Genomic DNA, 11812 nt, shown 5'->3' with positions numbered 1-11812 from the left:
CGGCCGCGCTCGCGGGCCACGGCGACGCCGGCGAAGGCCATCAGCGTCGTGTTGGCCTGCAGCGCGAGCCGCCGCCGCTCGAGCGTGTCCAGCGCCTCGGCGCCAAGGTCGGCGACCAGCACCAGCGTGTCGGTCCCGTCCTCGCAGGCCAGGCCGATCGACACTCCGTCCAGCGTGAACGAACCGCTGCGCGCGCCGGCCAGCGCCTCCGCGGCGGGCAGGCCCGCTTGCAGCAAGGCCCCGTGCACGCGCACGAGCACGCGCTCGGGGGCCTCCAGGAAGGGCGTCTCGACATCGGCTGCATCAGCCGCATCGGCGCCGCGGCTCGGCGTCGCATCGACGGGTCCGGCGGCAGGCACGGCGGTCACGGCCGTTCCAGCGCTTGCCGCCGCGCCGGCACGCGCCGTCACGCCCTCGAGCAGCGCCTGCCGCAGTTGCAGCAAGCCGGCCAGTTCAACCGCGAGCAGATCGGGATGCGCATGCCCGGCGGCGGTGCGCAGGATCAGCACCGCCTCGCCGTCGTCGTTCAGCCCGCAAGCCGCGTGGGAGGCGACCAGCGCCTGCCCGGTGGCGAGCAGCAGCGCATCGCACCAGGCGTCCTCGCCGACCGCCTCCGGACGCGCGGCGCGCGTGACGGCCAGCCAGGCCCCGGCGGGCTCGTCATGCAGCGGATGCAGCGACAGCGGCTGCCCGGCCAGCTCGATCAGGCCGGTGGCGCCGAAGTGCCGCGCGACCTCGGGGCTGGCGCCCAGCCGCAGCGCGGCCTCGCGGCGCCAGTCGCGGATGACCGTGGGGATGTCGGCTGAAACGGAGGCGGCATGAGCGGGAATCGTCCCGTTCGCCGGAGGTGTCGTTGACGCAAGGGTGGTCGTCATGAAAGCTCCCTGGCCGAGTGTGGGGTGATGGGGTTCGGCCGGCGATGACGATAGGCACATCGCGATGACGGCGGCGAGACGGACGCGAAGCGGGCGGCGGCGAAGCGAACGCGCCAACGCGCTGGACGGCGAGATCCGATGGGCCTCGTGGGCCGCTGCGGCGCCGCGATTGACTGGCCTCAGTGGCCGCGCGTCCCGATCGCCGCCTCCGCCAGCGCCGGCAGCACGTCCTTGAGCTTCTCCCGCGCGCGCACCAGGCGGGCCTTCACCGTGCCCGAGGGGCAGACCATGATCCGCGCGATCTCCTCGCAGGACTCGCCCTGGCAGTAGGCCAGCTCCACCGTCGTGCGCTGCTCGATCGACAGGGCGGCAAGTCCCTGGTGGATCCAGTCGCGCAGCTCGCGGTCGGGGCCCTCGTCGAAGAACGGCTCCGCCTGGGCAAGCTCCTCGTCCGGCACGGCCGAGGCATTGATCTCCTGCGCCACTTCGCGGTCCCGCAGCGCCTTGAGCATGCAGCGATACGCGATGCCGTGAACCCAGGTGGTCACCCGCGAGTCGCCGCGGAAATCGCCCGCGCCCTTCCAGACCACCCACAGCGCATCGTTGACCGCCTCGTCCACCACATGCTGGCGCGAGCAGCAGCGCTGGATGAAGCGCGTCAGGCGCGGCTGGAAGTGGCGATACAGCTGCTCGAAGGCCGCGCGGTCGCCCGCGCCGGCCGCCTGCAGCCAGGCCCCGAGCAGGCCTTCCATGTCCTCGTCCCTCATGGCGCCACCTCGAAGGCCAGGACCTGCGTCACCTGCTGCGGCGAGAAGTTGTCGTCGGCCACCATCACCAGCGTGCGCCGGCCATCGGGCCGCAGCGGCCCCCAGGCCATGCCTTCGAGGTTGTCGATCGGTCCCCGGGCGCCGGCCGCCTGCAGATCGAGGATCAGCCGCTTGTGCACCGGGACGAGGTCCGCGCCGCGCAGCGAGGCCACGGCCGAGATGTCGGTGGCGCCGTCGATGCGGGCCTCGTACAGCCGCACGCGGAACTTGAAGACCCGCTCGGCGACTTCCCGGCCGGAGCGTTCCAGCACCAGCAGCGTGCCGGCCGGCGTGAGCAGCACATCGCTGACGCCGTTGTCGGAACGGAACCGGCCGCCGGTCGGCGCCTCCGGGACCGGTTCGACCGGATAGGCGTACTGCCCCAGCACCCGGCCCTGCCGGTCCAGGTGGGTGAAGCGGGTCAACGCGCCGGCCCGGCCCGTCGGCGGCTCGCCGTCCTCGAACAGCGGCGCCTCCATGCTGGCCCACACGGAGCCATCCGCGGCCAGGGCCAGGCCTTCCAGGCTGAGGTTGTCCCGGGCCCCGCGCGGCTCCTCGGGATGCACGCGCAGGCGCTCGGGCAGCGGCAGCTCGCCGGCGAAGCGGCCATCCCGCTCCGACCAGCGGATGATGGGCTGCAGTCCGCGCCGGCGGTCGCCTTCGCTGGACCAGAGCAGCCGACCGGTTCGCGGATCCAGGCGCAGGGCCTCGGGGTCGGGAATGTCGGGCGGCGGCCCGCCGGGCCGCGTCGTCGCGCCAGCGTTCGGATAGGGCTGGCCGTCCCGCTGCAACAGCGGGGTGAGGCCGGTCACGCGCAGGTCCTCCAGGCCCTGTGCGTTCCAGCGGATCCTGGCGGTGTAGAAGCGCGCCGGCGCCTGCTCCGACCGGTCGTCGCTGAGCAGGTACCAGGTGTCCTCGATCGGGTCGTAATCGAGGCCGGAGATGCCGCCGAGGTGGCGCAGCAGCGGATCGGTCGCCACCCGGGGAATGACGGTCTCGCCGATGAGCCGCAGGCGAATGGGCGGCTGCGCCCATGCCGCCATCCCCGCCGCTCCCGCCGTCGCATCCGCCGCGCCCTCCGCGGCAACTCGTGCCGCCGCACGCGCATCGACCGTCGACGGCACTGGCGCGCAGCCGCCCAGCAGGAGCGCGACCCAGGCCACCGCCCCGCCGAGGACCGCCGCGCCGCCGGGGCGGACCACCGGGTGGCGCGTCACAGTTCCATCCTCACCCACAGCACCACCGTGCGCGGCGCCCCGATGAAGTAGCGCCCGACGCTGGACGCGGTCGTCATCAGTTCGGGTGCGACGCCGGAGAGATAGCGCTTGTTGGTGATGTTCTCCAGGTTCAGGCCCAGGGTCAGGTGCTCCCACTGGTACGACCCACTCGCGCCGAGCAAGGTGTACGCCGGCATGCGCTCGTCCACGCCGCTGCCCGCCACCCGCGGATTGGCGTAGTAGCCGGCCTGGCTGGACACGTGGCGCAGGTTGGCGCCCAGCCGCCAGGCGTCGCCCGGCCGCCAGGTCGCTTCCAGGAACAGGTTGCGCGGCGCGATGCCCACCAGGTCCGCGCCGTCGCGGATGAAGCCCTTGGCCGGATAGCCCTGCGCATCGACGTCGCCCAGCGCGTAGCGCGCCTTCTGGTAGGTGAAGGCGCCATACAGGCGCCATGCCGCGCCCACGCGGGCATTGGCGCTGAGCTCGATGCCATCGATGCGGCGGCCCTGGTCGACATTCTCCGACTGCAGCGTGCCGGCGATGTCTGCCGCGACCGTCTCCTTCGAGCGGATCGAGAAGCCCTGCACGCTCAGCGCATAGCCGTCGCCCTTGTGGCGCAGGCCCAGGTCGAAGGCCTTGGCGGTGTCCATGTCCCGCGGCCGCACCGCCGCCGCCATCGTGGTGGCCGCGCCGCCCTCGAGCGTCGCGTCGGTCATCGTGGCCGCATTCTTGGCGTAGCCCGCGAACAGCTCGGTGTTCGCGCCCAGCGGCACCAGCGCGCCCAGCTTGGGCAGGACGCCGGAGTTCACCCGCGCCTCGTTGACGAAGTTCAGCTTGCCGGTGCGCGAGTCCTGGGTCGGCGCCCGGTAGTCGACCCGGTTGTCGAGGTAGGTCAGGCCGTAGTCCAGCTTGATCCGGCCCTCCAGCAGGCTGCTGCGATTGGCCAGGTAGACCATGGTGGAGCGGTTCTTCCAGTGCTTGTCCTCGCTGATCGCGACCGGCGTGTCGGCATAGGCCGGCCCGGTGGCCTCGTCGAGGATCGGATACCAGCGCCGCACCTGGCCGCGCTCGTAGCTTTCGTACCAGGCGCCGGCGCGCCAGTCGAGCAGGTCGCCCTGCCGCGCGCCCACCTCCACCAGGGCGCCGCTGCGCGAGAGGTCGTAGTCGTTGGCGCGGAAGTACAGGCTGCGGGCCGAGCCGTCGAGCCCCGGATAGCCGCCGTTGCCCAGGCCGGTCTCCTTGCCGGTCCCGTCCTGCCCATGGTGATAGGCCTTGGCCGAGACCTTGAGGCCGCCCAGCGCGGTGCTCAGGCTCAGGTAGCTGAGCCGGTCCTCGCGCGGGTTGCCCTTGAGGCCGCGATAGTTGCGGTCGACGCCGGGCACGCCGGTCCAGTGGTCGGTGTAGCCGTCCTGCTTCGGATCCGTCTGGAACTGCCGGAGCGTGACGATGTTGCTGGCGCTCGTCTCCTTGCGCTCGTTGAAGCTCGAGTACAGCTTCAGCGTCGTGTCCTGGCCCAGACGCCATGCCAGCTTCAGGTCGGCATGGTCGCGGGTGTCGTGGCCGGCGGGGTCGTCCACGTAGGACACCTGCCACTGCTGCCGCGACACGCTCAGGTAGGCGGTGAGGCCGGGCGCCAGTTCGCCGCTGTCCACACGGGCATAGAGCCGGCCGAGCTCGGCACTGCCCGTGGCCGCCTCCATGCGCAGGCCGAAGGCGCGGCCAGGATCCTGCGTCAGGTAATCGATGTGGCCGGCCAGCGCCTGGTGGGACGGCGCGCCGACGATGCCGGCCGACTGCGACACATCGATCGCGGCCAGGTTGCTGCTGTCGAAGAAGCGCGTCGGCACCGAGCCGCCGCCCAGCGTCGTGCGGCCATTGGGGATGCCGTCGATCGAGAAGCCGATGCTGTCCTTGCCGAAGCCGCGCATGCTGATCGTGCTCTCGAAGCCGTCGCCGCCGAAGGCATTGGACGAGCCGACCTGGATGCCGGACACGCGCTCCAGCAGCTTGTCGGCCGAGACGCCGGTCGGGTAGTGCTCCAGGTCGGCCGCGGTGATCTTCACATTGGCGCGCGACTGGCGCAGGCCGATGGACTCGCCGGTCACCGTCACCTGGCTCAACGACTGCGAGCGGGCGGACGTGGGCGGGGGCGCGGTGTCGCCAGCGGCTTCGCTGGCGGGCCGGGCCGGGGCGGGAGCCTCCTGGGCCAGGACCGGGGCGTGGGCGGCGACGAGCAGCGCCGCCAGGGGCAGCGGCGCGAAAGGAAGGCGGGCGAGAGAGCGCATGGTGGAGGAGCTTTCAGCGGAATGATCAGGAACAGGGTGGAGGGGTACTGCGCGGATCGGGCCGGATGATCATTCACTGGTACGTACCACGTCAATCTCACCGCAGCATGTTTTCCGCAGAACCTCGGGTTTTCCTTCTGGAGCAACACCTGTCACAGCCACGTAAGACCCTCATGCGATGCGACCTGGGAGCAACCCTGTTGACCATCTGGTACGTACCATGAGAGCATTGACCGACATGAGCAAACGTCCCACCGAGGCCTCCGCGCCCCCTCCCCGCTACCGCCAGGTCGCCGACGCGCTGCGCGCGGCCATCGACGACGGCCGACTCGCCGACAACGAGGCCCTGCCTTCCGAGCGCGAGCTCACCGAGCAGCACCAGGTCAGCCGCGACACCATCCGCAAGGCGGTGCGGTTACTGGAGGACCATGGGCTGGTCTACAGCGACCACGGCCGCGGCACCTTCGTGGCGCCGGCGCTGGTGCGCCGCATGTCGCGCTACATCGACGGCTTCTCCGAGGACACCCGCCAGCGCGGCGGCCTGCCCACGCAGCGCATCCTCAACCTGGAGTTCAGCCCGGCCACGATGGCGATCGCCCAGCTGCTGCAGCTCGAGTCCGGCCATCCGCTCACCCGCGTGCGGCGGGTGCGCCTGACCAACGGCGTGCCCGTCGGCCTGCACGACGCCTACTTCCCGCTGCCGCCGGGCGTGAAGCTCGAGCTGCAGGAGGTGGAACGCGCCCGCTCGCTGTACCAGCTGCTGATGGAACGCGCCGGCTTCGCGCCGGTGGAAGCGGTGGAGAACCTGTTCGCCGCCAGCGCCGACGCGGAGGAAGCGCGGCTGCTCGGCGTGCCGGAAGGCGCGCCGCTGCTGGTCTGCGAGCGCATCACGCTGTCCGACCGGCGCGAGCCGATCGAGTACTGCCTCATGAAGTACGTGTCCAGCTACCGGTACAGCGCGCGGATCACGCAGTCCAGCCGGCTCGCCTGAGCGCCGGCCATCCGTCTTCCCGGCCTTTCCGCCTCCTTCTCGCCCCCTCCCGGCACCGCCGCCGATGCGCCCCTCCCTCCGCTTCCTCCTGGGACAGATCCTCTGGCTGCTCGCGGCCGTGGCCGTGCTCTACGCCCTCAAGGCGGCGGGCGAGCATGGGCTGCCCCGCGCCCAGGCCGGCCATGCGGTGCGCGCCGTGCTGTTCATCAACGGCACGCTGGGCGACAAGTCCTTCTTCGACGGCGCCGCCAAGGGCATGCGCGAGGCGGCGCGGCAGTTGCCGGTCACGGTCAAGATCGTGGAGGGCGGCACCGACCCGACGCGCTGGCTGCCGGCCCTGACCGCGCTGGTCGACAGCGGCGACTACGACCTGGTCGTCACCGGCACCTACACGATGGCGCCCTACGTCGAGCAGCTGGCGCAGGCCTATCCGGAACGTCGCTTCGTGCTCTACGACGCCGCCGTGGACGCCAGCCGCTGCGCCTGCCGCAATGTGCGCTCGCTGCTGTTCCGCCAGAACGAGGGCGCCTACCTGGCCGGCTGGCTGGCCGCGCGGCTGGACCGGGCCGGCCTGCCGGGCGTCGCGCCCGGGGGCGGCCTGGGGGTGATGGGCGGCATGCAGTTTCCGGTCGTCGACGACTTCATCGTGGGCTTCCGCGCCGGGGCCAAGGCCGCGGAGCCGGACCTGCCGGTGGCGACCCAGTACGCCAACTCCTTCTCCGATCCCGCGCTGGGCAAGGAGATCGCCAAGACGCTGTTCGGCCGCGGCGCCGGCATCGTCTTCCATGTGGCGGGCGCGAGCGGCCAGGGCGTCAACGAGGCCGCGCTCGAGACCGGCCGCTACGCCATCGGCGTCGACGTGGACCAGTACGCGCTCTACCGCCCGCGCCAGCCGGCGCTGGCGGCGCGCATCCTGACCTCGGTGGTCAAGAACGTCGATGTCGCGGTGCTCGAGGCGCTGCGCGCCTCCTTGAGCCACTCGGCGGCACCGGGCGGCGTCGTGTCGCTCGGCCTGGCGGAACGCGGCGTGAGCCTCGCGCCCCGCGCCGGCCTACTGGCACAGTGGCCGCCGGCGCTGTGGCAGGAGCTCGAACAGGTGCGCGCCGAGATCGTCGCCGGCCGGCGTCGCGTGCCGAGCGCCTTCTCCGCGAGGACGCCCGGATGAGCACCGCCCCGCCCGGACGGCTGTCGCTGCACGGCATTTCCAAGCGTTACCCGACCGGCACGCTGGCGGTGGACCAGGTGAGCCTGTCCATCGCGCCGGGCGAGGTGCATGCGATCGTCGGCGAGAACGGCGCCGGCAAGTCCACCGTGATGAAGATGCTCTACGGGCTGGAGCAGCCCAGCACCGGGCAGATCCGCCTGTACGGCCGGCCGGTGCGCTGGCGCACGCCGCGCGAGGCGATCGCCGCCGGCATGGGCCTGGTGCCGCAGCATGTGACGCTGGTGCCCTCGTTCACCGTCGCCGACAACGTGGTGCTGGGCCAGGAGCCGCGCCGCGGTCCGCTGCTCGACGCCCGGGTCGCGGTCGAGCAGGTCGCCGAGACGGCGCGCCGCTTCCGCCTGCCCCTCGATCCCCGTACGCCGGTGTCCCGGCTCTCGCTGGGCGAGCAACAGGCGGTGGGACTGCTCAAGGCGCTGCACCAGGGCGCCCGCATCCTGATGCTCGACGAGCCGACGGCGGTGCTGGCGCCCCAGCAGGCCGCGGCCCTGATGGAGGCGCTGCGGCGCTACGCCGACGACGGCCTGGCGGTGATCCTGATCACGCACCGGATTTCGGAGATCCGCGAGGTCTCGGACCGCTTCACCGTGCTGCGCGGCGGCCGCGTGGCCGGCAGCGCCGCGACCCGGGACGTCGGCGAGGCGGAGATCGCCGCGATGGTGGTGGGACGCACCGTCGCGCCGCGACGGGCGCGGCCGACGCCGGCGCCCTCCAGCGGCGCGCCGGTGCTCAGCGTGCGCGACGTGTCGGCCGCGGATTCCGCCGGCCGCCAGACCCTCGAGGACCTGACGCTGGAGATCGCCGGTGGCGAGATCCTGGGCGTGGCCGGGGTGGAAGGCAATGGGCAGGGGCTGCTCGCCGACGTGCTGGCGGGGCTGACACGCGCCGAGCGCGGGCAGGTGCTGGTCGACGGCGTCCCGCTGCGCGGACAAGGCGACGCCGGCATCCGCGCGGCCCGGGCGGCCGGCGTCGCGGCGCTGCCCGAAGACCGGCTGCACGACGGCGTCGCGCCGGACATGAGCATCACCGAGAACGCGATCGCCAACCGGCATGCCGAACCGCCCCTGGTCCGGCGCGGCCTGCCGGGCTGGTTCGGCGCGATGGACCTGGGCTGGGCGGCGCGCGAGACCGCCCGCCTGCTGCGCGACTTCGGCGTCGTGGCCGCGTCGCCCGAGGTTCCCATCCGCTCGCTGTCGGGCGGCAACATGCAGAAGGTCGTGCTGGCCCGCGAGATCGCCCTCGCCCCGCGCCTGCTGATCGCAAGCCAGCCGACGCGCGGCGTCGACATCGGCGCCTGCGAGTCGCTGCATGAGCGCCTGGAGGCGCTGCGGGACAGCGGCGCAGCCGTGCTGCTGATCTCGGCCGACCTGGACGAGCTGCTGGCGCTGTCGGATCGCATCGTCGTGATGTCGCAAGGCCGCCTGGTCGGGCACTTCGCGGCCGCGCAGGTCGACGCGCGGCGGCTCGGCCTCTACATGACCGGCGTGCGCCACGACCCGGCCGCCCGCGCCGACCTGGCCGCCGCCTTCACCCTTGATGAGGATCGCCTGCCGTGATGTCCGCCGCCCCTCCCGCGTACCGGGCCGCGCGCCGCGCCGGGCTCGCCCCCCTGCTCCGGCGCGCCGGGGCCGGCATCGGCACCTTGCCCCTGTCGCTGGCCGCGGCGCTGCTGGTCGGCTTCGCCCTGACCGCGCTGGTCAGCGACGAGCCGCTGCGCGCCTGGCTGGCGCTGCTCACCGGACCGCTGCCGGAGTTCCATCTCGGCGCGCATGGCTGGGAAGCGCGGCGCGTGGTGCTCTTCGGCGCCGCGATCGAGGACGCCATCACGCTGGCGCTGCTGGGCCTGGCGATCGCGCTGCCCTTCCGCGCCCGCCAGTTCACCCTCGGCGCGGACGGACAGATGTTCCTCGGCGCGCTGGCCGCGGTCGCGACCAGCCTCGCGCTCGCCGCCTGGCCCGCAGCCATCGTGCTGCCGGCGTCCTTGCTGGCCGCGATGGTCGTGGGCGGCACCTGGGGACTGCTGCCCGGATGGATGAAGGTCCGTCATGGCGCCAGCGAGATCGTGACCTCGCTGATGCTCAACCTGGTCGCGGTGCAGTTGTTCCGGCTGATCCTCAGCGAGTGGATGAGCGATCCGGGCGCGGGCTTCATCGCCACGCCCGTGCTGCCGCCGGCGGCGGCGCTCGCACCCCTGATCCCTGGCACCCATGTGAGCGCGATGCTGATCGCGGTACCGCTGCTGGCCTGGGCCGCGCAGGCGATGCTGGACCGGACCAGTGCCGGCTATGCGCTGCGCGCCGTCGGGCAGGCGCCGGACTTCGCGCGGCGCATGGGGCTGCCGGTGGCGCGCACGGTGATGCTGTCGACCGCGCTGGGCGGGCTGTTCGCCGGACTGGCGGGGCTGCATGTCAGCCATGCGCTGCTCGGGCGGCTGCCGGTGGACCTGCCGGCCGGGCTCGGCTATGAAGGGCTGGTGGTGGCGCTGCTGGCGCGCAACCAGCCGCGTGCCATCCCGATGGCCGCGCTGCTCTATGCCTACCTGCGCGCGGGCGGGCAGGCGATGGAGCGCGGCACCGATGTCCCGCGCGAGATGGTGCTGGTGATCCAGGCACTGATCATCCTGTTCGTCGTCTCCGAGCGTCTGTGGCCGCGGCTCGCCGAGGGCCTCGCGCGCTGGCGGGCGCGAGGCCACCACGCCTTGCCGTCGCCGGGAGCCGTCTCATGACCGACGCCTGGAGCCTCGTCGTCGCCGGACTCGCCGTCGCGCTGCTGCGGGCCACCACGCCGATCCTCTTCGCGGCGCTCGGCGCGCTGGTGTCGGACCTGGCCGGCTGCGTCAACGTGGCGCTGGAGGGCCTGATGCTGATCGCCGCGTTCTTCGGCGTCATGGGCGCGGTGCAGGCGGCCCACCTCTGGCCGGCGCTGCCGGTCTGGGGCCATGCGCTGGTCGGCGGCGGCGCCGCGCTGCTGGCGGCCCTGGCGCTGGCGCTGCTGCTGGCGGTCTTCCATCTCGAGTTCGGCGCCGACCTGATCGTCGCCGGCATCGCGATGAACCTGCTGGCCGCCGGGCTCACGGTGTTCCTGATGGCCAGCTGGGTCGGCGACAAGGGCTCCACCGCCACCCTCGTCAGCCCCGCGCTGCCCGCGCTGCGGGTGCCCGGCCTGGCCGGCTGGCCGGCGCTGGACCTGCTGGTCAACGGCGAAGGCGGCCGCGGCCATCCCTTGCCGCTGCTGCTGGCGCCGCTGGCGGTCGCGGCGGTGTGGCTGCTGCTGTACCGCACCCCGTGGGGCCGCTGGTTGCGGGCCACCGGCGAGAACCCGGCCGCCGCGCTCGCCGCCGGCATCCCGGTCAAACGCATGCAATACCTGGCGCTGCTGGCCAGCGGCGCGCTGGCCGGGCTGGGTGGCGTCTACCTCAGCATGGGCTACGTGACGCTGTTCCAGGCGGACATGAGCGCCGGTCGCGGCTTCCTGGCGCTGGCGGCCGTCTTCCTCGGCGCCCGCGCACTGGCCGGGACCACCGCGGCGGCGCTGCTGTTCGGCGCCAGCGCGGTGCTGGCCACCCAGCTCGGGGCGCTGGCCTGGCGGCCCCAGTTGCCGCAGATGCTGCCGCCCATCGTCACCCTGCTCGCCATGGCGGTGGCCGGCGCGCGCCGCAGTCGGCGGCCCAGGCCCGTCCCGTCCGTCACCGGCGACGCCCCCGAGATTCCCCCGAGACCTTGAAGGACCTTTCCAGGATGAACCAAGAGCAACTGCGCGACCGCATCCAGGCGTCGCTGACGCTGGCCGGCATGGGCGACGCGCTCGGCGCGCCGACCGAGCAATGGAGCATCGACGAGATCGCGGCCCGCTTCGGCGGACTGGTCACGCGTTTCGAGACCCCCACGCCGGACACCTTCGCCGGCGTGAATGGCGGCCTGCGGGCCGAGGTCACCGACGACGCGAGCCAGATGTACTACCTGGCGCGCGCGCTGGTGGCCGCCGACGGCCGGCTGGACCAGGCCGGCTGGGTCGAGTGCCTGCTGGACTGGGTGCGCACCAGTCCCAAGGCCGGCTTCATGGGCCCCAGCACCGCCGGCATCGTCAAGGCGCTGCAGGAAGGCACGGACCTGGCCAGCGTCGGCGTGATCGGCCAGTCGCGTCGCAAGCTCACCGGCATGGGCACGACCAACGGCGCGGCGATGCGGGTCGCGCCGGCCGGCCTGATCCACCCCGGCGACCTGGCCGCGGCCTGCGAGCAGGCTTTCGTCACCTGCATGCCTTCGCACGACACCGGGGTCGCAATCTCCGCGGCCTGCTCGATCGCCGCCGCCGTCTCGCGCGCGCTGGTCACGCCGCAGTCGCCCGACGCGCTGGGCGAGGTGCTCGCCGCCGCGGTGGAAGGCGCGACCCGCGGCGAGGCGATCGCCCGCGAGC

Annotated in this window: 10 protein-coding genes; 6 read left to right on the top strand and 4 right to left on the bottom strand. The window is 73.1% G+C overall.

Annotated features, from left to right (window positions below; translation table 11 throughout):
• From CS062_RS23785 to CS062_RS23770, 4 genes are all read right to left on the bottom strand, one after another.
• Positions 1-875, bottom strand: an 875-nt coding sequence (locus CS062_RS23785) for a hypothetical protein (RefSeq protein WP_099864230.1), incomplete at its 3' end; no start/stop codon positions are given.
• 179 nt (positions 876-1054) lie between these two features.
• Entirely contained in the window at positions 1055-1642 is a 588-nt protein-coding gene (locus CS062_RS23780; protein WP_099864228.1) for an RNA polymerase sigma factor, read from the bottom strand.
• A complete protein-coding gene (locus tag CS062_RS26410; protein WP_158238910.1) occupies positions 1639-2898 on the bottom strand; it encodes an esterase-like activity of phytase family protein in 1260 nt (419 codons plus the stop codon). The genes CS062_RS23780 and CS062_RS26410 overlap by 4 nt, the downstream gene beginning before the upstream one ends.
• Entirely contained in the window at positions 2895-5183 is a 2289-nt protein-coding gene (locus tag CS062_RS23770) for a TonB-dependent receptor (protein WP_099864227.1), read from the bottom strand. The genes CS062_RS26410 and CS062_RS23770 overlap by 4 nt, the downstream gene beginning before the upstream one ends.
• Before the next feature lie 238 nt (positions 5184-5421).
• Here CS062_RS23770 and CS062_RS23765 point away from each other — a divergent pair, with 238 nt between their 5' ends.
• The 6 genes from CS062_RS23765 to CS062_RS23740 form a co-directional block, all read left to right on the top strand.
• A complete protein-coding gene (locus CS062_RS23765; protein WP_099864232.1) occupies positions 5422-6174 on the top strand; it encodes a GntR family transcriptional regulator in 753 nt (250 codons plus the stop codon).
• Between the two features lie 64 nt (positions 6175-6238).
• A complete protein-coding gene (locus CS062_RS23760; RefSeq protein ID WP_099864225.1) occupies positions 6239-7339 on the top strand; it encodes a BMP family lipoprotein in 1101 nt (366 codons plus the stop codon).
• Positions 7336-8952, top strand: coding sequence for an ABC transporter ATP-binding protein (locus CS062_RS23755; RefSeq protein ID WP_099864223.1), 1617 nt, complete (start codon positions 7336-7338; stop codon positions 8950-8952). The genes CS062_RS23760 and CS062_RS23755 overlap by 4 nt, the downstream gene beginning before the upstream one ends.
• Positions 8952-10121 (top strand): ABC transporter permease, encoded by a 1170-nt coding sequence (locus CS062_RS23750; RefSeq protein ID WP_099864221.1) that lies wholly within the window; start codon positions 8952-8954, stop codon positions 10119-10121. The genes CS062_RS23755 and CS062_RS23750 overlap by 1 nt, the downstream gene beginning before the upstream one ends.
• On the top strand, positions 10118-11119 hold the full coding sequence (locus tag CS062_RS23745; RefSeq protein WP_099864219.1) for an ABC transporter permease: 1002 nt from the start codon (positions 10118-10120) through the stop codon (positions 11117-11119). Before CS062_RS23750 ends, CS062_RS23745 begins: the two co-directional genes overlap by 4 nt.
• A 14-nt stretch (positions 11120-11133) precedes the next feature.
• On the top strand, positions 11134-11812 hold a 679-nt coding region (locus CS062_RS23740; protein ID WP_199174338.1), incomplete at its 3' end, for an ADP-ribosylglycohydrolase family protein.

Origin of the sequence: Roseateles chitinivorans, from assembly GCF_002761755.1 — a bacterium.
Lineage (GTDB): Bacteria > Pseudomonadota > Gammaproteobacteria > Burkholderiales > Burkholderiaceae_C > Roseateles > Roseateles chitinivorans.
Note: the sequence above shows the minus strand (reverse complement) of the source record. Positions and strands in the feature narration are given on the sequence as shown.

What these genes read in the sequence shown, in the direction of transcription:
- CS062_RS23780 (WP_099864228.1), bottom strand. Translation starts at nt 1,642, where the DNA reads ATGAGGGACGAGGACATGGAAGGCCTGCTCGGGGCCTGGCTGCAGGCG.
- CS062_RS23770 (WP_099864227.1), bottom strand. Translation starts at nt 5,183, where the DNA reads ATGCGCTCTCTCGCCCGCCTTCCTTTCGCGCCGCTGCCCCTGGCGGCG.
- CS062_RS23765 (WP_099864232.1), top strand. Translation starts at nt 5,422, where the DNA reads ATGAGCAAACGTCCCACCGAGGCCTCCGCGCCCCCTCCCCGCTACCGC.
- CS062_RS23760 (WP_099864225.1), top strand. Translation starts at nt 6,239, where the DNA reads ATGCGCCCCTCCCTCCGCTTCCTCCTGGGACAGATCCTCTGGCTGCTC.
- CS062_RS23755 (WP_099864223.1), top strand. Translation starts at nt 7,336, where the DNA reads ATGAGCACCGCCCCGCCCGGACGGCTGTCGCTGCACGGCATTTCCAAG.
- CS062_RS23750 (WP_099864221.1), top strand. Translation starts at nt 8,952, where the DNA reads ATGTCCGCCGCCCCTCCCGCGTACCGGGCCGCGCGCCGCGCCGGGCTC.
- CS062_RS23745 (WP_099864219.1), top strand. Translation starts at nt 10,118, where the DNA reads ATGACCGACGCCTGGAGCCTCGTCGTCGCCGGACTCGCCGTCGCGCTG.